This window comes from Fictibacillus sp. BK138 (genome assembly GCF_004216955.1).
Classification (GTDB): domain Bacteria; phylum Bacillota; class Bacilli; order Bacillales; family Fictibacillaceae; genus Fictibacillus.
In genome coordinates this window covers 2675702-2697012 of record NZ_SGXL01000001.1, presented here as the reverse complement: position 1 = coordinate 2697012, position 21311 = coordinate 2675702, and the positions used below count along the sequence as shown (strand labels likewise).

Here is a 21311-nt window from a genome sequence, read left to right as displayed (position 1 = left end):
ATGAAATGGTTAGTAATAGTATCTTTAATTATCGTATTTACGATCTTGCATGCCACTCCGAGTATTGCCTTGAAAACACACGTTTTTGCTATGGGTTATCCAATAGCAGCTATTACAACGGGAATCATTGAGGATGATTTTCATAATAAAGTAGATAAAGAGAAGTTTGCAAAAATAAATGCCAAAGCATACACATTAACAAAACCTCCTATTGAAAAAGCTACGCAAGGAGAATTAAGAAATTACCTAGTAAGAAAGATTGGAATATGGTATTTTGCGGAATATTTAGGAGAAGGTTAATGTGTTGAGAAATGGATGAATGGTGGAAAACGTTGGGCTCAAATCTAACGGATTTTCTTTTGAGTGAGGGTAAAAACACAAAAAAACAAGCAAAAAAGTATAGCAATTAGCATTTTAAATCGCAACGTAATTCGTTGCGGTTTTTTCTGGGTATATAAGGGATTTGGTGACAAAACACCACTTTTATCATCTTAATTATCACAACTTTTTGGGTTCTCTGTAAAGATATTGTTAAAGGAATTGAGCAAGGGAAGCTTAATTAACTTGATGATAAGTTAAGTTGCTAAATAGTTCAGCTGTTTTTTAGAGAACTGTCCTTATTTAACAAACGGTTGCATTTCTTTAATAAGAAATGCACTTTTTTTATAGCAAAAAAATTTAAAAAAATGTATTTCCATTTTTTTGTCGAAGTTTGTAACGTGAAAAATGAACCCATAACAACCAAATGTATCCAATAATAAATCTCAGCTTTAACTAAAGAGTGAAAAAAATTTAAAAATTTTTGATAGATTTTTGTTTCCAAATGCATCTCTAGTAGTGGAGGTGTTGAAAGGAGTCTATTTTTATGAATGTTATTCTCACCGATGGAAGTGAGCAAGCCTTAAGTAATATGCAAAATGAGGAATCTGAGTCTAGAATCCAAGAGATGAAAAAAGAAAATTTGGTCCACCTGGCCAGAAAGGGGAATCAAGAAGCTTTTAATGAACTAGTAAGGTTGCATCGGGCAAAGGCTCATGGTTGGGCTTTTTCTGTCACTAAGGATACTTTTTTAGCAGAAGACATCGTTCAAGAAGCGTTGTACCGAGCTTTTATTAAAATCGGAACACTTATAGACACGAATAGGTTTACTCCTTGGCTTAAACAGATCGTACGTAATCAAGCTTACATGAAAGTACGAAAAGCCAGCTATCGTATGGAAAGCTCAATAAGTTCACTAACTGCTAGAAGAGAAAGTAAGCTTTCCCCATCCTCAATAGACTGGGGAGATATTGATCAGATCTTATGTTTTATTTCTTCTTCCGCTACTAAAAGATCACAAGAGGATAACCCCGAAGAACATTTAATGCGGTTAAGCGTGGTAGAGGGAATTTGTACTTTATTGAAGTGTTTGACCAAACGTGAAAAAGCGTTCTTTGAAGCATACTTTTTTGAAGATCTTCCACCACTTGAAATTGCTAAGCTTTTCAATACGACCAAAGCAAATGTGTATAATACCATCTCACGCTCTAGGGTAAAAGTACAAAAAGAAAGACTTCGTATCACGATTCATCAGTTCGTTCAGAGAAAGGAAGAGCGAGGAGTTTGTAAACGAAAGGTCTTGTTGAAGCCGGATATTTAGGAGGATTAACGTTGGAACGCAAGGATAAAAACAAAGAAGAGTGTTGGTTAAGAACGAAAACTTCAGCGGCCGCTGCGCTTCATGGAGCCATCAAATACACCGATAAAAAACATCTAAGTCTTGTAGATGTCATGGGAATCTCGGGTCATGCTTTTCGCATTAACATCGATCCAAAAGAAATCAACGTAGCCGGACCGACTGCAATACCTGGAGGATACCTCTTACGAAAAAACTTATGTAACCTAGGCTTTACGAGCAACCTCGCAGACTCTCTAACACCGGTGCAACCGAAAAAATTAGAAGAAACCATCGAGTTAATTCAAGAATCTGTAGATAGAGGGATACCGGCTATTGTATTCGATATGTTCATACCAGAGTTCGGATTGGTTTATGGCTATGACGACGATAAAAAAGTATTTTATGCGAAGGATTGTTCAAAAGACGGAGAAGTAACTTATGAAGATTTTGCAGATGTAAACGGTGTTCTATATACAACCACAATTGGTGAGAGTCTTCCTCACTCTAAATACGAGATGCTTCGAATGTGTCTAGATACAATTATAGATCATGCCCATGGCAGAGAGTGGCAGCATGTTTTAGAAGGTAAGTACATTATAGGATTAAAAGCGTATGATGCATGGATTAATGTATTGGAAGAAGGAAATGCCGACCCGCACGGTAACGCGTTTAATGCTCTTGTAGTATCTGATGCAAGGGAGTTTGCGATGAAGTTCTTGCATGATCTTACAATCAAATGGGACGGTTCGAACATAGTAGAGCGAGGTGTCAGAAAGTTAGCATCCGATGCACTAAAACAATACGCTATAGTCGTCGATGCGCTTGTTGAACTTCGTGAGTTGTTTCCTTTTCCACACGGTGGTGATCCATCAAAAGAAGAGAATGCAAGTATTGCTGTCAACCTCTTAAGCAAAGCAAAAGATGCTGAGACAGAAGGTGTGAAGTGTTTAGAGACGCTACATAACTTTATGAAGAACTATTATGCAGAGAAATGGGTCAATTAACTGAGGAGGAATAGTAAATGAAGGTTCAGTTGATACAGAACTTATCTGTAAAAGAAGTTAGAGAACTCAAGCTTGTTGGATTTAGAGTGTTGTGTGGAAACGACGAATACAAAAACGAGATTCCTAAAGCGGCAAAATTCTTGAGCAATCGGTTGAATGAGATTAAACATCTGTTGAACAAAGATATTCAATTTGGAGCTTTTTTCGTTGATTCAAAAAAGGAAGAGGAAGACGGGTATTGGGTCTGTGTGGAAGTGGAGAAGTTTGAAGATATCCCAAAAGATATGGTAATGATAACAATACCACGTCAAAGGTATGCTGCAGCAAACTTTAAAGGGTCAAATCAACAAATATTTGAAGCATATGATGAACTACATCAATGGGCTGAGGACAACAGTTATAAAAGACTAAAAAATACATGGCACATCGAGATTTTTCAGTCGTGGGAAGACTCGAAAAACCTTAATGTAGAGCTGCTAGATACGATCAAATAAAACTACTTATAAAGAGGGGTATATAAAATGAAAGAAAAATTACAAAGAGTAGGTACAACCTATATTCCAGTTACAGACATTAATAGATCCAAAGATTGGTATGTTAATAAACTAGGTGCAGAATTAAGTTACCTTGATGAAGATAAGGCGATTCTTAACCTTGCAGATCAAAGCGTTTTTTTAGTAAGGTCACACCAGGGACAAACCTCTAACTTTGAGGATTTCAACGGAGAAGAACGTTTCTCTCTAACGTTTGAAGTGAATGGGCTTGAAGCGTTAGAGACAATGCATCGTGAATTTATTGAACAAGAAATTAATGTTGGAAAAATAGAAAACAGAGGTCATGCTGGAAGGAACTTTGTATTTCAAGATCCCAATGGGAATTTGTTTGATGTATGGAGTGAGTTAAGCCCGAAATATAAAAAGTTACACATGATTACACCATAAATAATCCGAGATGAAATGGAGTCTTATATATACATTTTTCAAAAGGTGGTTAATAGATTATGAATAGAAGAATAAACAAAGTGTTTCAAGTAGTGGGGATGAAGAACAAAGGTATTTACAGCAACTTCGGAAGTGAGGTGCCAAAGAATGCACAAAGATTCATGAGTAGAATTGATGAAATAAAGAACCATTTAGGGATAGAGGTTTCGCTTTTCGAACCCAAAAAAGGCGAGGATCATAAAGAAGGACAATATTATGTTGGTGTCCTAGTGAAGGATAAGACGGATGAAGTGCCATCTGGCATGGAGTATATAGAAATTTCAGGTGAATTTGTTTCAACAAGAGGGAGTATGACGGTTGTATCTGATCTTTATAATTCGTTACAAAAATGGTCTGAAGAACACGGATATTACCCAACCCAACAATCGTATTTTATCGAGATGTATCATCAAGTTGAAGAAGGAGAAGAAGTTGAGATTTACCTACCGATAATTATCAATAACGTTATAAGCAAAGAAAATCAAAAAGTCACATAGTACGATTTTAATTATCCTTCTATTATTTTCATAGAAAATTAATATTCCACAATCTGTTGCGATTGTGGAAGAAGGCTAAAAGTAAACGACCAGACAAAAATCTAGTCGTTTTTTAATGTCATATACATATCCAATTATGGTGCTATTTCACCTGCTAAAAGGTTTGTGAATTACAATTTTCCTCCTCCAATAGAGAACCCGTTGGTTCAAATCTGGACGTTTTTTTTCACTCCAAAGAGGTATTGGTTAAGCTGCTTATTATTCGTCTAAGCTTTTTAAAGAACTTAATTTTAATAGAAACTTTTTTATAAAATAGACGTATTTGTACAGAGCCTATTAAAAAAGTTACATCTTAGTTTTGATTAAAGGAGTTTACGATGGAAAATTGGTTAACGAGCATTATGAACGAATTCGGCTATGTTGGCATCTTATTGCTGATTGCGCTGGAGAATATATTTCCGCCCATCCCGTCGGAGATCATATTAACGTTTGGCGGGTTCATGACACAAACCGCTAACCTGAGTATTATTGGGGTAGTCTTATCAGCAACAGCAGGTTCTGTCCTCGGTGCTTTAGTGTTATACGGAATCGGCCGTCAACTGGATGTTGAAAGAATGGAGAAGATCGTTGACCGATGGGGACATATCCTGCGTATAACGAAAAAGGACATCCATAAAGCGGATGCATGGTTTGATAAATATGGTCCCTGGACGGTATTCTTCTGCCGTTTTGTTCCGCTCGTCCGCAGTTTGATATCGATCCCTGCGGGAATGTCTAACATGAACATGGGTGTGTTCCTGCTGCTGACAACTCTTGGAACACTGATATGGAACGTGGTACTTGTGAATCTCGGTGCTTATTTCGGAGAATCATGGGATGTGATCGCTCACTATATGGATGTTTATTCGAGAGTGATCTATGTGGTGTTGATCGTTTTATTCATAGTTATGGTTGGACTATATATTAGGAAACGTCAAAAGAGATAATTAGAAATTCTTTGGATTGTGAAACAACCTCAATTATACTTGATGTAAGAAAATAACAAGTTTTAAGAGGAGGAACTATGAAACTAGGCGCATTTTCTGCAAGTTTAACGGTAAAAGATATTCATGCTTCTAAGGAATTTTATGAAAAGTTAGGGTTTTCTACACTAGGTGGGGACATTACGCAAAATTGGCTGATCATGAAGAACGAAAGCTGTGTGATCGGTCTATTCCAAGGCATGTTTGAAAAGAACATCCTCACATTTAATCCAGGCTGGAATCAAAACGCCGAAAATCTCGACTCGTTTACTGACGTTCGGGAACTCCAAAAAGAGCTAAAAGCGAAAGGCATTAAGATGCTTACAGAAGCAGACGAAAGCGGCGAAGGACCTGGAAGTTTTATGATAGAAGATCCGGATGGAAACCCAATTCTTGTGGATCAGCATAGATAATATGTGATAAAAACGAATGAAAACAAAGCTAGCCTGAGAGATTATGTACTCTCAGGCTTTTGTTGTGTGTTTTTAATTAGAACATATTTTTGAATTTGTTCTTACTAGGTGTACATATTCATTTATTACAGGGTAATTCATTTTTTAAACGATTTTCGACACCGTGCGAAAATGAGGGTGCCCTATTCAAACCCGCAAACTGCCCTGCAGCCTTCCATTAGGACGATAGTACCCGATTGGGAGGTGTAGCAGACTGGTTTTTGCACTTTGTTTTAAATGAAAAAGCTCATCATACCAGGGGACATGAAACCCCAGAATCGGATGTGCGCCTAGGTTTGAAGCAGAAGCGGCTAAATTCAGCGAATGGGAGAGCACTCCGGCTTCCATGTGCTGAATCCGGTGACCCCTATAGCCGTAAGCATGTTTATAGTGATCCTGATCGCCAACAAACGTTAACGAGAGTGGAATCTGCGCTGTATTCACAAAGTCGGATAGGATTCCATCTTGTAATGCGGTTCGGTAATCGCCTTCTGCTAAAGGGATTAAACTGTGCTTCGAATCATTGTAAACGTACAGACCATTCGGCAATCCATCTATTTGATAGGTGCTCACATAAAGTGATACTCGGGACGAAAGATGTTCGCCATCTCTATCTAGGTCATTTCGATAAGAACGTACAGCACTCGTTTCGGTCAAAAGCGAAGATAATGTAAGCTCGGTTATCGGCTTTAACACAAAATCTAAGCCAGGTGAATAACGTTTACGGCATGCTGAAGAAAAGTCATAAGATAACCGCTCAACCTTAGTCAGTGGAATAGCTGGTTTATTCCGTTTTTCACTTTTTAATCTCATTTTCTTGGGGGCAACTGTAAAGGAATCCATCATGCACGCTTCATTCATCTTAAGCAGCATCGGGTAATCGATGATTTCCTTCGACCGAATATAATGCTGATGGTGGAGAGGTTCTAGTTCAACGCATAAATTTTTTGCTGATAGCGGAGCAGACGCTTTATCACGAAACCAACTCATTTTTTTATCTACTGAAAGTGGCACAACAGCATATACACTTTCTTCACAATCGTTGATGCCGATCAGATGATTAATGGCATGATCCAAAAAATGATAATAGACGCCTGTTTCAAATCCAAGGCGACGCCCGACCTCGAGCAGCTGACCCATCACGAAACCGGCATCTAATCCTTGCAGCCGGTAAGAGAAGTTATGATATTTGAAAAAGTTCTTCCAAAAGAAAGTGGAGATAAAAACAGCTCCAAAAATAGATGAGATATCACAGCGGCTGCCGAGTGCACGATCTAAGTAATCATCAAAATTTCCTTCCCGCAAACAAACTAAGCGGTGGTGTGCAACGTCGTAATGATAGATGCCATCAGCCGCATCCTCTATTTTTAAATAAAGATAAAGTTCATTCGGATAAAGCCCTCCCCCTGATGGGACAAAGCGGCGGCACGTTGTCCAAGAGTTCGTATCGCCAGGAAAAGGGAACGATTCGCTCACTTGAGTCAGTCCGAAACTATACCAAAGAAAGTGGCTGATTTCTTTTAACATAGGTTTCGCCGTTTGTTCAAGTACTTGTGGTATATCTGAATCTAATTCCACAGCCGGCAGGTCCCGGTACAGTTTGTAGGGAAGAGGGGCGTCTTCCCAGTTTACCTCCCAGTCAGGGGGTGTTATCTTGTCACTCTCATAATGAAGTTTATATAAAAACTCATCAAGGTTCATAACGCTCCCCCTTTGGTTATCTTATGGAAAAGGATGTGGATACGGATTGAGTTCGCCGTAAGTGAGAGGCTGCTGCACGTACCCGAGTTTGGCCGGAACTGTCAGGACGCGGTCCAGTCCTTCCAACCGAGTCAGGTGGTGTCCGAATGTCATCGGCAGCATCCCTGGAATCACAACTTTTACACAGTGAAGTCCGTTTCGTTTCAGCTCAGGTCCTGTCTGATCCACAACAATCACTTCCAGCTTCAACTTTTTAAACGTTTCCAGAACTCCATTTAAATCATCCAACAAATCAGCGGTCTGACAGACTGGCTTGAATTCTTCTTTAAAATTTCTTTTCATCCGTTTATCGAGCAGAAAGAACATCCGTTTCTCCGCTTCTTTTAACCCATACAGCATCGAATGATCTTCCATATGGCGGACGCGGTACGAGTCGTGTAGCATCTCTTCGTATTTTTTGCGGTTCTTTACAAACACATCGTCCATGTTCAAGAGCATGCCGGATAGTTCTTGGACGGCACCTTTCACCGCTCGGATCGGATCGAGGTGAGCACCTGCAGCACATAGCAGATTCAATCCGTCATCCTTCTTGTTTTTCGCCATCGCCAAAATGCTCGGAATGCCGTTTTCCGTCGTCGAATTAAAAAGATGGATCTCATAGCCCGTCATACTCTGAAGGCGATGAAGCATGAGCTGAAACTCCGTATCATCGATCGTTTTACAGTCGAGGCGGGGAATAGGAAGCTGTCCGTACCATGCCATAAGAAACGCATCGCGCTCAACGATTTCGAAGATTCCATACAAAATCGCTTCCTCTAAACTGCCGCCTACCGCACAGCCGTTAGATGTTTCGTAAACAAAACCTTCTCCGCCACCTAAGCTGTAATAAGCGTACGTTTCAGGAACAAGGATCGGACGCTCTTCAGTTAACGAATAACCCCAAACCCAATGAACAGAGCGTTCGCGGTCCAACGGCTTAAAAGGAAAATGAGGCCGCTCATATTGTTCCTTCGTATGAACGCCGAGCGATACAGGATTCAGCGCATACTTTTCTACCTTTGAATACGGTTCATAAACTGTTGTTTGTTTCCCTCTCGGCGCATAGCCGCAATATCTCTCAAGCCCCTCCAAAATACCAGAGAGCTCACTATGTGCATAAGAATGAGTGCGTCCCGCGTTCAACTCATTGCCCGAGAGCAAAGGGAGATTGACGACCGTATCTGCAAAAGGGGACAAGTAATCATAGCGCTTGAAATTTAATACACCCGCCCGGCTGTCCAAATAGTCTTTGCTGAGTACTTTCTGAAGCTCCTCGATCGAACGGGACCGGTAACTTTCCAGTGATGTTTTCGGGCTTTGTTTCAGAGTTATTTTTGCCGAATCCGCTGTATCTTCCGGCAGGTCGCCACAAACCGAACAATACGGGTCAGGTAAAAAGAAATGACGAGAAAGCCTGAACGTGTGCAGATGCAGAAAAAGGATGTGCTGAGCGGTCTGAGTTTTTTCTCCATTAAAGAAGCGATGGACCTCATCTTGTATAAGAGCAGTAGTTTGAGAGATTGCAAGATTAGTTCCCCATGGATCTGGTGACCGATCAACTTGATTCAGCTTGCTTTCTTTTATCTGAAAAAGTTCTCTTCGGTCTGTTGCCGTTATAAAATGGCGAAGATCAGCACACTGCGAGCAGCCGGGTTCATCAAGCAGAACGAGGGGACCAATGTTCGCTTCACCAAATGAAAAGAATGATCTAAGCCAGGGGATGCCCCTCGATCGGAATACTTCTTCAGCTTTTACATGTTCAGTAGGATTCCATGAATCGTGAAGGACCAATGCTAGATTTTCGTTATGTGGGTCGGCTTCTTCTACTGAATCCCAGCGTGCAATTTGATAGGTTTCAAATAATTTCATAGACACATAGTCAGCTAACCGACCGTTACCAATGATAGCGATGGAGTGCTTCATGACTGTTCCTCCTCGCACAGTGTGACACCGAAAATGTCGGCTGTATGTTCATTAAGAATCGTTTCAGTCTGCAGCAAGAAAAACTCTGCCCGAATGTTATTCTTTTCTAGTGTTTGAAGAGCTGAAGCGAATGTTTCATGAAGTGACTGATCAGAAAATGAAAAGGCCTGTGATTCCGTTTTAAAAGGGATAGAATCAACCTTGACGCCATAAGGGTTAAACAGGTTTTCGGTATTTTGTGTGTCGATCAAAGCGGTTTTTAATGCGCGCTCTAAAGCTATCTTATTATTCAAACCAGCACTTCCGTACCAGTGGTCATTCGTCTGAACCAAGACGACAGGGAAACCGAGCACTTTAACACCGCTATATATTTTTGTTTCCGGACAAAATGCAGATAAGGACTGGAACAAAAAGTGGCATCGGTCATCTTGCATATGGCTTACGTCTAATTTAGATAAAACAGCAAATTCCTTTGATTTTACAAAAGTTTCATGAAGGCTGTTCTGTAAAGCTCTGCACATACCTTCTGCAGCCGTTTGACCAGCACCAACGCTCAATAAGGAAGAGGGATCTCCGTATAATCCCTTTACATATGTTTCGATTCCCGAAAGACCTGCTTCTGTCCTTGCTTCATCATGCGTAAGTCCTGAACAGACGATCTCTGTGTGTGGATCGGCGACCGTAACTTTGCATTGTGATAACGGAAGCTGCAGCAAATCTTCTTCTTCCCACGTATGAAAAATACCGGTTTCTCTTGAAGTGATCTGATAAAAAAGTGACTGGAAATCCTTTTGCGGTTCATTTGCGTCCAACATGTGCAGCAGCGGGTCTGGAATAGGCACAGCTTGAAGGCTCTTTGTGACATGAGGATGAGGAATAACAGAGTGCCAGCTACCCTCGAGTGTTTCCAAGTTCAGTCTGTAGATCAGACTGTCTTTGTTATTATCGTGAACACCGGTAATCGTTTTAAAAAGTTCAAAAACCGCAACGTTCGCGAGCATGGAAACAGCGGTAGACGAAGGGGAGTAATGTTTTTTATGATGCAGCCGGCGATAAGCGGACTCCCAGCATGCCTTGGACTCTTCGGATACTATAGGTCCCGCGAATGCAGCATCTTTCTCAATCGTAACAGGTAAAAAGATCTTACCGTGTTTCTTGCACAGATCTTGTGTCGTGCGAAGCTGATCCAGATTATCCCCATTTGATCCGTAGATGATGCATTCAAACGGAAGTAAGGTTTCGTTAGCCTGTTTAATGGAGATCAGGATTTCCTGATCTGCCGCCTTCACATCAGCGATCATCTTATGCAGTCTGTTTTCATCTGCTTTTTGAGTGGGAAAGATACTGAACGCAGGAAGACCAGAATCGATCAATGCATGAACAAGAGAGTAAAGAAGAGAACCAGAACTTATGACGGCTACTTTTGTCTCTCGATAGGTTTGAAACCGGTGTGCACCAGAGTCTTTTAGATGGTTGATGTATTCAATCTGTGAGGCGAATTTTTCAAGAATATGTTCAGGAAGCTCATGGGGAAGATCCTGACTGACATCCCGCACAAATCCATTTTCAAATAAAACATCGGTAATCTTATACACTTGCTCTTTATAGGGTTCCGGTAAACCGTTTGTGATTTCGCCAAGTGTCAGGCTGCCGTCCAGCATAGGAATTAACTTTTCCAGCCACTTTTCTATCGTGCTTCCTTCCATTCGAACTGAGGTGACATTGTTACGGAGATAGACCCCTTTGTTCGATTCCGGATAAATGAAAAGATCTTTTTTTACCTTTAAACACATAGAAGGATTAACTTTGTTCATAAGACCACTCCTCCAAAAAAGCTCATCATTTATTCATATGGAGGTCTATTGTCCATTATGTATTTTAAAAAGTGTGCCCCAAGAATACGCTGGATAGGTTTCACGGTACGTGTTCTTTTATTTATTACACGTTCGCTCAAAACCACTGTCGTTTCGCTCCAACTAGCCTTCGTTTCGCTCTGGAGTGCACTCGTTTCGCTCAAGAATGCCTTAGTTTCGCTCAAAGGCGTACATCTGCACCATAGAATGACAAATTTAACTAAGCAAATACCCCTCCAATATGAAAAAGCTGACTTCAAAGGGCGCTTTTGGTACCTTTTTCGGTCAGCTTCTATCCATTTTTATTAAAAATAGCTTACTTCATGTCTCACAATGAGATTAATGTCCTCCACAACGTCCGCCGCAACCACCGCAACGGCCGGCACAACCGCCACAACGACCAGCGCATCCTCCGCAACGACCAGCACATCCACCACAACCGCCGCAGCCGAAGCATCCGCCACAACCTCCGCAAAAGTTAAAACAGATTCCGATTACACAAACGCCAACACAAGTACCGATGAAAATACGGGGATCTTGTTCACGCGGATCTTGTGGATGATGCGGGTTACCGCCACTGACCTGAAAATCACCCGTGCTTAAGCCATCCAGATTCCATTGGTGTTTATTATTATCCAATAAGAACACCTCCTCGATTGTTTGTTTGTATTTTTTATAACGAGTTAAGATTGATCGCAACATTACGTGAAAACCTTTACTCGATTTCCTCATATTAAAATATGGATTTTGCCTGTCCCGAGTTACTGGATTGGGTATTAAACCTGAATGAGAGAAAGTACACCATCGAATCACTCATTGTACAAAGTGTCATATTTTGAAATAATTGTAATTGAAGGTATAGAAGATAAACTTGTGAGCTGAAAAAACAGCTTTTTTTTATAAAATTAAATCCTTTTGAAAACTATCCCGTCTTACTGAATGAGGTGATGAAAATGCCTGAAGATGAACAGCTCGTGAAAGAGATCTTAGCTGGCAGCCAAGCAGCCATGGAGGTCTTAACGCGAAAATATTATAAACAGATCTTCGCCTATGTTTACCGAAAAGTCGGAAACAAAGAAACGGCGTATGATCTGACTCAGGAAATCTTTATAAAAGTCATACAAAGAATCCAGTCGTATTCCAATAAAGGAAAGTTCTCGAGCTGGCTGTATACGATCGCGGTCAACCACTGCAGAGACTATTGGAGAAGCTCCGACTTTAAGCAGACATCCAAACAAGCGGAACTAAATGAAGCGCTTGTGTGCGACAAAAGCCATGTACCTTACATATTTGAGCGGAAAGAAATACGCGAACAAGTGAAAACAGCCGTTAGCACACTACCGGAACATCAGCGGGAAGCCGTCCTGCTCAAGTATTTTCACCACATGAAAATAAAAGAAATAGCTGATGTGACGGAAACGAACGTCTCGACGGTAAAGTCAAGATTGCATCAAGGGCTAGGCAAGCTAGCCAAACTCTTAAAGCGAGGTGTTGAGGATGAAGAGCAGAAAACTACACCATACTTTTGATAAAAATGTGGATGATGAGATAGAAGAATTGGAGCAGGAGATTGGCAGTTTGTTAGATGAGTACGATGTGGAATTTCCGGGGGAAGAACAGATCATGATGACGATCGATGCGATGAAACCGCATGTTCCGGTTCGGAAAAATAGGTGGAGAGAAGCTCGTAGAGGAATGACTGCCATTACGAAGCAAGCGTATAAAGAAGTTTTCTATATGAGTTCTCTGTTCTGGATCGCTAACGGATTATTAATCGCCGCTGCACTATCTGGTGTACTTCTCATGCAAGTAGATCCTTATGCGATGGTCATGATGTTCGCGCCGATCACAATGATAATGGGTTTGATCGAAGTGTTGAAGAGCAGGAACGCCGGCATGGCTGAACTGGAAATGTCTTATAAATATAACTTTCAGGAAATCATGCTCTCGAAGATGCTCGTTGTCGGTGGGTTCAACCTCGTTGTTAACCTTTTGATCACCGTGAGTTTAGGTATTTTTCATCAAGAGGTTTTGATTTCTAAGATGCTTCTATACTGGATCACACCGTTCACGTTCATAGCTGCACTTTCATTGTTTTTTGTAAGCAGATACCGTCAGATTTATGCCATAACAGCTGGCATGATCATATGGCTAACGGTCAGCGGATTCTTAAGCCAGCCGCGAATCATAGAAAAATTAGAGTCGCTGCCAGCAGAACTGTATGTAACCGCAAGTGCCGTAGCGTTGATCCTTTCATTGTTCAAAGCCGTCCATATTTATAAAAGAGGTGTGTTATATGAAGTTAACCATTGAGAACATAACGAAGACTTTCAAGGATAAACAGGCGCTAAATGATATCAACCTGGAACTTACAACAGGCGTTTATGGAATTTTAGGGGCGAACGGTTCTGGTAAGACGACATTGATGCGGATACTGGCGAGCGTGATGAAACCAAGCTCTGGCCGTGTGCTCTTGAACGGGCAAGATATCACGGACATGAATGAGAAGTACCGGGAGCTGATCGGCTATCTGCCGCAGCATGTCGGCTATTATAAAAACTTTACAGCCGAAAAATTCCTGAAGTACATCGCTGCGTTAAAAGGACTGCCGAAAGAAGAAACGAGTGAAAAAGTTGAAGAAGTATTAGAGTTAGTCGGATTAACTGAATATCGGAAGAAAAAAATCGGCGGCTTTTCCGGCGGGATGAAGCGCCGTATCGGGATTGCTCAGGCATTATTGAACGATCCGAAAATTTTAATCGTGGATGAACCGACGGCAGGGTTAGACCCGAAGGAAAGGATCCGATTCAGAAATCTATTATCTAAGATCTCAACGAACCGAATTGTTCTTCTGTCGACACATATTGTTTCAGACATTGAATTCATAGCGAAAGAAGTACTGATCTTAAAGGATGGCCAGCTCGTGAAAAAAGAAACACCTCAGTCTTTATTAAAAGGAATCGAAGACAAAGTGTGGACACTCCTTATAGAAGAGAAAGAGATTCCGAGATTCCAGTCTGCATACAAAGTCGGGAACATCGCACGTATCGAAGACAGATTCCAGCTGCGTATCCTTAGTGATGAACAGCCTGAGCCTGACGCCGAAAAGGATATTCCGAATCTCGAAGACTTGTATCTATATTACTTTGATGAGGAGGAAACGGCGTGAAAGAACTCGTGAAATTTGAACTCTACAAGATTTTTAAGCAACGAACGGTCTATATCACGCTTTTCTTATTGGTGCTTTTTTCAACGGGGTTCACGTTCAATCATAGTACAGAAATGGAAAGGCAGCTGTATAAGGATTGGGAAGGACCGATCACAAAAGAAAAAGCTGAACTTGCTGAAAAAGAATACCAGAACCTGATGAGAATAATGGATCAAAGAGCGGAAGATCAAGGTCACCAAGGCGGTCACATGTATACAGATAAAGAGGAGACCCAAGCCGGTATCTATGAAACGATTGCTTTTATAAAAGGTTCAGAGCAAAGGCTGAAGAGTCGATATAAAGAGATTCGTGAGGACAATAAATATAATACCGAGTTAGAGAAATCTATGATTCAAAAAGTAGATCTGTCTTATTTTTCTTATAATGAAGGACCGAGGGAAACCGTAGATTATGCGAGTACGTATGCTCTTCTGATTACCGGAGCTATGCTTTTAATCGGACTTTCTACGACTTATACTAAAGAATACAGCTCACGGGTGGACCGTTATATTCTCAGCTCCAGTAAAGGTAGAGAGAGTTTGCTGTGGTCTAAAATCATGGCAGCGCTCATTTATGCTTGTTCCATCGTAATGATCACGGAGATCTTTAACTTAATATGGAATGGAATCAGATATGGATATGACGGATGGACGAGTCCGATCCAGAACATGCACACTTATTTCTTTTCAAACTATAGTTTTACATTAATAGAGTTTCATTTCATTCAATTAGGGTTCCACTTGCTTGCAGCATTCAGTTTTGCACTGGTGATCATCTTGGTCTCATCACTATCCAAGAATTCGTTTATTTCTTTTATCATCAATGGAGTGATTTTCGCATTGCCATATTGGTTTGTTGAATCAATGAATCCTCCAATCTGGTTAAGTGATGTGTTCAGCTTCTCATTCCTCTATATCATGAAAGTAGAATTTTTGTTCCATCACTTTAACACGATTAACCTATTTGGAATGCCAGTTCTATATCCGTTCATCGCATTAGTCTGGATTCTCGTTGTTTCATTCATCGCCGTGCTGGTGTCCAGTCGTGTGATGAAAAGTAAGGAAGTTACCATATAGTTTAAAAATACGGTGTAGGGTAGGGGTCTGACCCCTACCCTACACCGTATTTTTTGTCCAAAGTCACATCACGTGTAAAATCCCAGAATTCCTTCTATACTAATGTTGAAGATGACAAGAGCAATTGGAGGAATCGTTTATGTATATTGAAATGTGGACTGACTTCGCTTGACCATTCTGCTATATTGGCAAAAAGCGTCTGGAGGACGCTATTAAGCAGATTGACCATCCGATCGAAGTGACGTATAGATGCTTCGAGTTGGATCCGACGATGGAACGCGATGTAAAAGATAACATGTACGAAAAGCTCGCTAAAAAATACGGCATGAGTATAGAAACAGCAAAAGCGAATACAGCGAACATGACACAGATGGGGAAAGAAGCTGGGGTGGATTTTAACTTTGAAACCCTTATCCTAACCAACACGTTTGATGCTCACCGTGTGACGATGCTTGCCAAAAAACATGGCTTGATGCATGAGATGACAGATCGCATCCTGCTTGCTTACTTCACAGAATCCAAACACATTGGAGACCATGAAACATTAGCTGAGCTTGCAGCTGAAGTTGGATTGAACAGGGAAGAAGTAGAGAAAATGCTCGCAAGTGATGAGATGTCAGATGCCGTCCGTGCCGATCAACAAACAGGTCAGCAGTATGGCATCACAGGTGTACCATTCTTTTTGATCAATAAAAAGTACGCCCTTACTGGTGCTCAGCCAACGGATGTGTTTGTGAATGCGCTCAAAAAAATCATCGCAGAGGATGAGGTCACTTCTTTAAACGAAGAAGACGGAGCAAGCTGTGATGACGATGGCTGTGACATTCCTCAAAAATAGCCACAGAAAATAAGATGCACTTTTCCTTTATTGGAGGAGTGTATTTTTTTGTGGTTTCAAAACTAAGCAATCACAGTCGGTTCCATCACAGTAATCGTTCGGTTAGTAGTATTCATGTTCACATTAACCCCGAAAGGTACCGCCGCTTTATAAAATCCATGTCCGCTTGCGAGGTTCGTCATCAATGGTTTGCCTAGCGGAACAATGAATTCATCGATCACATTTTCAAACGTTTTCCCGTACGCTGGATTACAGTTCGTGCATTCTCCCATGATGATTCCGAGGCAATCTTCAAACTTGCCAGCTAACTTCAGATGATTCAAGTATCGGAAAATTGTGTTTACCGGCTCATGTGTATCTTCAATAAGTAGAATTTTACCCTTCGTGTCGATCTCATACGGAGTTCCTAACGTACCTACAAATGATGTGAGGTTACCGCCGACAATTGGTCCCGTTACATTGCCAGGAACTTTACTGACAAGCTGGATTTCGGGAGGGTTATTAATCGGCCAAGGTGCTGTCAATCGGGTAGTGGCATTGAAAAACTGATTATAGTTATATTCAGGAGTACCTGGTTTAAAATCAAGGAGCAGTAAGCTATGAAAAGTAACGAGATTCGTATATTGGTATAGAACATTCAACAAAATCGTGATGTCGCTGTAACCCGAAATCAATTTAGGATTTTTGCTGATGATAGAATAGTCCAGATAAGGGAGGATGCTGGCTACACCCACACCGCCTCTTGTAGGGAGGATCATTTTTACTTGTGGATTTTCAAACATGGACATCAAATCGGCTGCCTGTTGCTCGGGCGTCCCCGCGAGAAAACCGCTAGCGGCATATACGTGATCACCCACGATCACTTGGAATCCCATATTTCTTAACGTATTGATCCCCTGATTAATCGTAGTGGCATCCAACGGGCTGCCTAACGTAACAATACCAATCGTATCACCCCGTTGCAGCTGTCGCGGTTTATTCGCCATCTCCCTGCCCCTCCCCTCAATAAACACAAAGCTCCAATTCTATTTATATTCACTAAGAAGTGTGTCAGTACATAAAACCTAAAGAATATTAAAGGAAAAAACCATCCAAACACGAAAGGTAAACGTATCACACAAACCAAGCATTTAGGAGGGCTATAATGCTAAAAGAAGATAAGATAAAGGGACGAATCGATTTACTTATAAACGTACTCGATTCAACGTACGAAAAGGAGAGTTGGTATGCTCCGCTAAAACACGCGATTGAAGGGATTACCGCAGATCAAGCCACCTGGAAACCAGCGGGAGAGGCAACGAAAACAATCTGGGAGAACGTAAATCATCTCATTTATTACAAAGAAAGACTTGTGTCCAACATGCAGGGAATTGAATGGACAAATAATCTTGATGGTGATCAAACCTTCTCACTAACAGAACAATCTAATGACGAGGCAGAGTGGAATAAAGTTATTAAACGTGCAGAGGATGTTTATCAAAAGTTGCGCCAGTTGCTGACTAACACTCCAGAAAAAGAGATTGAACAACTCGAAGGGAAGCTGCTGGATATCTTCCTCCACGACGCCTATCATACCGGTCAGATTATTCAGATCAGAAAAATGCAAGGATCTTGGCCATCTCATCGTTAAACATACTTTATAACACAACGCCCGTTTTTCTCCGGGCGTTTATTTATTTGGCGTGAAAAGGGAATAATGGTGAGGCAGAATGAGACTCAATTGAATCTGTATTGTGTTAATGTGAAGATAGATAAGCAATTTATAATAGAAAAAGGAAAGGAGACATCATGACTAATAAAACAGGATGGAACCTAGAAAATAGTTATGCAAGTCTGCCTGACAAGTTTTATTCAACGATCAATCCGAATCCAGTTGAAGCACCAAAACTAGTGGTGTTGAATGAACCTCTTGCAAAAGAGTTAGGATTGAATGCTGAGTCACTTCAAGGTGAAGATGCCCTGAACATATTCGCAGGAAATAAAGTTCCTGAAGGCGGTTCTTCACTTGCTCAAGCATACGCCGGCCATCAGTTCGGTAACTTTACGATGCTTGGTGACGGACGGGCACTCATGGTCGGTGAGCAGATTACGCCAAAAGGAGAGCGGTTCGACATCCAGCTAAAAGGTTCAGGAAGAACACCGTATTCTCGTGGAGGAGATGGTCGAGCAGCACTTGGACCGATGCTGCGCGAGTACATCATCAGTGAAGCGATGCATGGACTAGGTATACCGACGACTCGCAGTCTTGCTGTTGTGACTACGGGGGAACCAGTTATCCGTGAAACGAACCTTCCTGGTGCGATCATGACTCGTGTTGCTTCCAGTCACCTGCGTGTTGGAACTTTCGAGTTCGCTCGTCAATGGGGGAGTGTTGACGAACTTCAGGCTCTAGCCGACTATGCGATCGATCGCCATTATCCACATGTAAAAGACGACGAAAACAAATACCTCAGTTTTTATAAAGAAGTGATTAAACGTCAAGCGTCACTCATTGCGAAGTGGCAGCTCGCCGGCTTTATCCACGGTGTAATGAACACTGATAACATGACAATCAGCGGGGAAACCATCGATTATGGTCCATGCGCGTTCATGGATACGTACGATCCGGCAACCGTGTTCAGCTCCATCGATGTCCAGGGCCGTTACGCATATGGCAATCAGCCGAGTATCGGCGGGTGGAATCTTGCAAGGTTGGCAGAAACGCTTTTACCACTGTTCCATGATGATCAGGAAAAAGCGGTGGAAATGGCTCAAGAGGCGTTATCCGATTATGGTGATCAATTCAACAGCAACTGGATGACGGGAATGAGAGCAAAGCTTGGTCTTTTTAATGAAGAAAAAGAAGATGAAGCTCTAATCAAAGAACTTCTCAATCTGATGAAAGATCATTCAGCAGACTATACAAACACATTCCGAGCACTCACTCTTCATAAAGAGGAAGATACAACACTCTTTAATGCTCCTGATTTTGATGAGTGGGATAAAAAGTGGCAAGAAAGACGAGAGAGACAGGAAGAATCAAAAGAGTCTTCCAATGAGTTGATGCGAAACAGCAATCCAGCAGTCATTCCTCGAAACCACCGGGTAGAAGAAGCATTAGAAGCTGCTGTGCAAAATGGTGATTACAGTGTGATGGAGAAGCTTTTAAACCAACTTAAAAATCCTTTTGCATACACACCAGATCAAGAAGAGTATTGCAAACTGCCACCTGAAACGGAAGGCCATTACAGAACGTTTTGCGGAACATGATACTTATGAACACTTTGAAATAGCTTGTTCTCTTTTTTAGAGAACAAGCTTTTTTGTTTTTTTGAGAATTTGTAAATAAAACCAATAATATACATGGGAAGGGAATATGAAAAAAAGTGAGGGGATACAATGGCGAATCCAATTGTGGCTCGATCATTAGATGAAATTCAATTTTGGTCTAGGATTATGAAGGAACATGCCTTATTTCTAAGCTTGGGATTCACTTATGAACAGAAACAATTGATCGACGAAGCACGTCAGTTTATAACTGTATTTGAAAGAATTGAGGAAGAGTTATCCAGATTTAATGTGAACTCAGACCTGAATCAGGTTAAAGCTTTTAACACGGAGGTCTACCAAGCAGCAGCTGCAATTTGGAGCTATAAACGAAAGGTATTAGATTTAACATTACGCTGTGTGATCCGTACAAACAATTTCCCATTATTGGTTGACCATATTAGCAGAGAAGCGGCTTATTTTGCCAATCGATTAAAAGAACTAAATCAAGGTGTGTTAGTCCCTGAAGCCAATGAAGTTATCCAAGAAAATGTATTCTTTTTAAGAATTATGGCAGATCATGCTAAGTTTATCGGTCATCTGCTAGATCCTTCTGAGAGAAAGTTGGTAGACCAAGCGAGAGAGTTTAGTCATGATTTCGACCAACTGCTATTTCAAGCTATTGACTTAGATTCGATGCGGCCGCAATCTGAAACAAGACCATTACTTAGCCAATTTTTAAATCAAAATAAAGTATCAGTTGCTTCATTGAGAGATTTTAAGAAAACAGCGAGAGAACTGATAGAAGCATGCCGCATCAAGAGCAATATTCATCCTTTATTAGCCGATCATACCTTTAGAGAAGCAGAACGCTTCTTAGAAATTATTGATTTATTTGAGTCCAATCTAAATACAAGCCAACGTTGAAATGAAAAAAGAACTTTTGATATGAAGTAAGCTCGGGTCACCAAGACTCGAGTTTTTCTATAAATAGCAGATTGAAGAGGGGAAATATGTTTAATTACTAGAAAAAGAACCACGGTTAAAACAAAAAAGAAACAGCCCTTAAGCAGGTGTTGTTTGAAGATAATCATACTTCTTCATCTGTTGGATACTATCATTTAAATTTTTAGCACTTTTATGGCATGTATTTATATAGTTATGAATGATGGAAACTACTCAATTAACCCATCCCCAATAACTTTACATCATCTACATGACTTGTAAGAATAATTTTATAATACTCCTTACTCCATTTTTCATTCTATCGATTATTTTTCTTAAACATGGGAAGGTTAAAAAGATACTTTAGAAAGAGGTGACCTTTGTGTTTATTAACATTGTGGTCGCGTTCATTTTTCCTTGGCTCTTAGTTATTTTTTTTGCATATAAAGTTGATAAATTAATCCTCTGTTTGATAGCTCCATTAGGAAGTGTCTTAGCGTTTACAATCGATGAACTCGGTTTTTATTTTGGTTATTGGAATGTTATACCGTTTAATGAAGATACTATTGCTGAATTACCATTTAATTTAGGTATATATAGTATTTTTGCTTTTTTACTGATTTTAGTAATACATAAATACAAGTATCCCACATTAACAATCTTATTTTTTTCATTAATAACGACAGCGCTTGAGTTCATTTACTTATTGATTGGAAGAGTAGAATACGGTAATGGTTGGAATATTGGTTGGACCTTTGTTTCTTATCTTGTACCATATTGCTTTTTGTGGAGCTACTATAAATTGTTATTAAGATTGAAGATATTATAGTATCTATTCTCTAGATAATGAGAGGGAATCGACAAAGACAA

The 21311-nt window shown here is 40.6% G+C and carries 22 protein-coding genes; 17 read left to right on the top strand and 5 right to left on the bottom strand.

Annotation, left to right across the window (positions count from 1 at the left end):
- The 8 genes from EV282_RS13560 (at position 1) to EV282_RS13525 (ending at position 5573) form a co-directional block, all read left to right on the top strand.
- Positions 1 to 300: a hypothetical protein gene (locus EV282_RS13560; protein ID WP_130296309.1), complete on the top strand. Its 300-nt coding sequence runs from the start codon at positions 1 to 3 to the stop codon at positions 298 to 300.
- A 565-nt stretch (positions 301 to 865) separates the two neighbouring features.
- Positions 866 to 1639: an RNA polymerase sigma factor gene (locus EV282_RS13555; RefSeq protein WP_130296308.1), complete on the top strand. Its 774-nt coding sequence runs from the start codon at positions 866 to 868 to the stop codon at positions 1637 to 1639.
- 11 nt (positions 1640 to 1650) lie between these two features.
- Positions 1651 to 2661, top strand: coding sequence for a hypothetical protein (locus EV282_RS13550; RefSeq protein ID WP_130296307.1), 1011 nt, complete (start codon positions 1651 to 1653; stop codon positions 2659 to 2661).
- A gap of 17 nt (positions 2662 to 2678) precedes the next feature.
- On the top strand, positions 2679 to 3155 hold the full coding sequence (locus tag EV282_RS13545; RefSeq protein ID WP_130296306.1) for a GyrI-like domain-containing protein: 477 nt from the start codon (positions 2679 to 2681) through the stop codon (positions 3153 to 3155).
- Positions 3156 to 3182: 27 nt separating this feature from the next.
- Complete coding sequence (locus tag EV282_RS13540; RefSeq protein WP_130296305.1) at positions 3183 to 3602, top strand: VOC family protein; 420 nt, start codon at positions 3183 to 3185, stop codon at positions 3600 to 3602.
- Positions 3603 to 3661: 59 nt separating this feature from the next.
- Positions 3662 to 4138, top strand: a complete 477-nt coding sequence (locus EV282_RS13535; RefSeq protein WP_130296304.1) for a GyrI-like domain-containing protein — start codon at positions 3662 to 3664, stop codon at positions 4136 to 4138.
- 377 nt (positions 4139 to 4515) lie between these two features.
- Positions 4516 to 5124, top strand: coding sequence for a DedA family protein (locus EV282_RS13530; protein ID WP_130296303.1), 609 nt, complete (start codon positions 4516 to 4518; stop codon positions 5122 to 5124).
- 77 nt (positions 5125 to 5201) lie between these two features.
- Positions 5202 to 5573 (top strand): VOC family protein, encoded by a 372-nt coding sequence (locus tag EV282_RS13525; RefSeq protein WP_130296302.1) that lies wholly within the window; start codon positions 5202 to 5204, stop codon positions 5571 to 5573.
- Between the two features lie 186 nt (positions 5574 to 5759).
- Here the strand turns inward: EV282_RS13525 and EV282_RS13520 are convergent, their stop codons facing one another.
- The 4 genes from EV282_RS13520 to EV282_RS20445 form a co-directional block, all read right to left on the bottom strand.
- Entirely contained in the window at positions 5760 to 7313 is a 1554-nt protein-coding gene (locus EV282_RS13520) for a SagB family peptide dehydrogenase (RefSeq protein WP_130296301.1), read from the bottom strand.
- A 21-nt stretch (positions 7314 to 7334) separates the two neighbouring features.
- Entirely contained in the window at positions 7335 to 9275 is a 1941-nt protein-coding gene (locus EV282_RS13515) for a TOMM precursor leader peptide-binding protein (RefSeq protein ID WP_130296300.1), read from the bottom strand.
- Positions 9272 to 11089, bottom strand: a complete 1818-nt coding sequence (locus EV282_RS13510; RefSeq protein WP_130296299.1) for a bacteriocin maturation protein — start codon at positions 11087 to 11089, stop codon at positions 9272 to 9274. The genes EV282_RS13515 and EV282_RS13510 overlap by 4 nt, the downstream gene beginning before the upstream one ends.
- Positions 11090 to 11433: 344 nt before the next feature.
- Positions 11434 to 11592 (bottom strand): hypothetical protein, encoded by a 159-nt coding sequence (locus EV282_RS20445; protein WP_207224302.1) that lies wholly within the window; start codon positions 11590 to 11592, stop codon positions 11434 to 11436.
- Between the two features lie 489 nt (positions 11593 to 12081).
- On the opposite strand from EV282_RS20445, the gene EV282_RS13500 reads away from it, so the two are divergent.
- The 5 genes from EV282_RS13500 (at position 12082) to EV282_RS13480 (ending at position 16250) form a co-directional block, all read left to right on the top strand.
- Positions 12082 to 12657, top strand: a complete 576-nt coding sequence (locus tag EV282_RS13500) for an RNA polymerase sigma factor (RefSeq protein ID WP_130296297.1) — start codon at positions 12082 to 12084, stop codon at positions 12655 to 12657.
- Positions 12626 to 13441 (top strand): hypothetical protein, encoded by an 816-nt coding sequence (locus tag EV282_RS13495; protein WP_130296296.1) that lies wholly within the window; start codon positions 12626 to 12628, stop codon positions 13439 to 13441. Before EV282_RS13500 ends, EV282_RS13495 begins: the two co-directional genes overlap by 32 nt.
- Positions 13425 to 14297 carry an ABC transporter ATP-binding protein gene (locus EV282_RS13490; RefSeq protein ID WP_130296295.1) on the top strand — a complete coding sequence of 291 codons (873 nt, stop codon included), beginning with the start codon at positions 13425 to 13427 and terminating at the stop codon, positions 14295 to 14297. The genes EV282_RS13495 and EV282_RS13490 overlap by 17 nt, the downstream gene beginning before the upstream one ends.
- The gene (locus EV282_RS13485) at positions 14294 to 15412 is read left to right on the top strand and encodes a hypothetical protein (protein ID WP_130296294.1); all 1119 of its coding nucleotides are present in this window, start codon (positions 14294 to 14296) and stop codon (positions 15410 to 15412) included. The genes EV282_RS13490 and EV282_RS13485 overlap by 4 nt, the downstream gene beginning before the upstream one ends.
- Before the next feature lie 184 nt (positions 15413 to 15596).
- The gene (locus EV282_RS13480) at positions 15597 to 16250 is read left to right on the top strand and encodes a DsbA family oxidoreductase (protein ID WP_278043786.1); all 654 of its coding nucleotides are present in this window, start codon (positions 15597 to 15599) and stop codon (positions 16248 to 16250) included.
- A 62-nt stretch (positions 16251 to 16312) separates the two neighbouring features.
- On the opposite strand, the gene EV282_RS13475 is transcribed toward EV282_RS13480, so the two are convergent.
- A complete protein-coding gene (locus tag EV282_RS13475) occupies positions 16313 to 17236 on the bottom strand; it encodes a S66 peptidase family protein (protein WP_130296293.1) in 924 nt (307 codons plus the stop codon).
- A 158-nt stretch (positions 17237 to 17394) separates the two neighbouring features.
- Between EV282_RS13475 and EV282_RS13470 the strand changes: the two genes are divergently transcribed.
- The 4 genes from EV282_RS13470 (at position 17395) to EV282_RS13450 (ending at position 21270) form a co-directional block, all read left to right on the top strand.
- Positions 17395 to 17880, top strand: coding sequence for a DinB family protein (locus EV282_RS13470; RefSeq protein ID WP_130296292.1), 486 nt, complete (start codon positions 17395 to 17397; stop codon positions 17878 to 17880).
- A gap of 158 nt (positions 17881 to 18038) precedes the next feature.
- Positions 18039 to 19499 carry a protein adenylyltransferase SelO gene (locus EV282_RS13465; protein WP_130296291.1) on the top strand — a complete coding sequence of 487 codons (1461 nt, stop codon included), beginning with the start codon at positions 18039 to 18041 and terminating at the stop codon, positions 19497 to 19499.
- A 129-nt stretch (positions 19500 to 19628) separates the two neighbouring features.
- Positions 19629 to 20423 carry a DUF2935 domain-containing protein gene (locus tag EV282_RS13460; protein WP_130296290.1) on the top strand — a complete coding sequence of 265 codons (795 nt, stop codon included), beginning with the start codon at positions 19629 to 19631 and terminating at the stop codon, positions 20421 to 20423.
- Positions 20424 to 20823: 400 nt separating this feature from the next.
- A complete protein-coding gene (locus tag EV282_RS13450; RefSeq protein ID WP_130296289.1) occupies positions 20824 to 21270 on the top strand; it encodes a hypothetical protein in 447 nt (148 codons plus the stop codon).
- The last annotated feature ends 41 nt before the right edge of the window (positions 21271 to 21311 follow it).

Coding starts and splice junctions, on each gene's coding strand:
- EV282_RS13560 (WP_130296309.1), top strand. CDS start 1: ATGAAATGGTTAGTAATAGTATCTTTAATTATCGTATTTACGATCTTG.
- EV282_RS13555 (WP_130296308.1), top strand. CDS start 866: ATGAATGTTATTCTCACCGATGGAAGTGAGCAAGCCTTAAGTAATATG.
- EV282_RS13545 (WP_130296306.1), top strand. CDS start 2,679: ATGAAGGTTCAGTTGATACAGAACTTATCTGTAAAAGAAGTTAGAGAA.
- EV282_RS13540 (WP_130296305.1), top strand. CDS start 3,183: ATGAAAGAAAAATTACAAAGAGTAGGTACAACCTATATTCCAGTTACA.
- EV282_RS13535 (WP_130296304.1), top strand. CDS start 3,662: ATGAATAGAAGAATAAACAAAGTGTTTCAAGTAGTGGGGATGAAGAAC.
- EV282_RS13530 (WP_130296303.1), top strand. CDS start 4,516: ATGGAAAATTGGTTAACGAGCATTATGAACGAATTCGGCTATGTTGGC.
- EV282_RS13525 (WP_130296302.1), top strand. CDS start 5,202: ATGAAACTAGGCGCATTTTCTGCAAGTTTAACGGTAAAAGATATTCAT.
- EV282_RS13520 (WP_130296301.1), bottom strand. CDS start 7,313: ATGAACCTTGATGAGTTTTTATATAAACTTCATTATGAGAGTGACAAG.
- EV282_RS13515 (WP_130296300.1), bottom strand. CDS start 9,275: ATGAAGCACTCCATCGCTATCATTGGTAACGGTCGGTTAGCTGACTAT.
- EV282_RS13510 (WP_130296299.1), bottom strand. CDS start 11,089: ATGAACAAAGTTAATCCTTCTATGTGTTTAAAGGTAAAAAAAGATCTT.
- EV282_RS13500 (WP_130296297.1), top strand. CDS start 12,082: ATGCCTGAAGATGAACAGCTCGTGAAAGAGATCTTAGCTGGCAGCCAA.
- EV282_RS13495 (WP_130296296.1), top strand. CDS start 12,626: ATGAAGAGCAGAAAACTACACCATACTTTTGATAAAAATGTGGATGAT.
- EV282_RS13490 (WP_130296295.1), top strand. CDS start 13,425: ATGAAGTTAACCATTGAGAACATAACGAAGACTTTCAAGGATAAACAG.
- EV282_RS13475 (WP_130296293.1), bottom strand. CDS start 17,236: ATGGCGAATAAACCGCGACAGCTGCAACGGGGTGATACGATTGGTATT.
- EV282_RS13470 (WP_130296292.1), top strand. CDS start 17,395: ATGCTAAAAGAAGATAAGATAAAGGGACGAATCGATTTACTTATAAAC.
- EV282_RS13465 (WP_130296291.1), top strand. CDS start 18,039: ATGACTAATAAAACAGGATGGAACCTAGAAAATAGTTATGCAAGTCTG.
- EV282_RS13460 (WP_130296290.1), top strand. CDS start 19,629: ATGGCGAATCCAATTGTGGCTCGATCATTAGATGAAATTCAATTTTGG.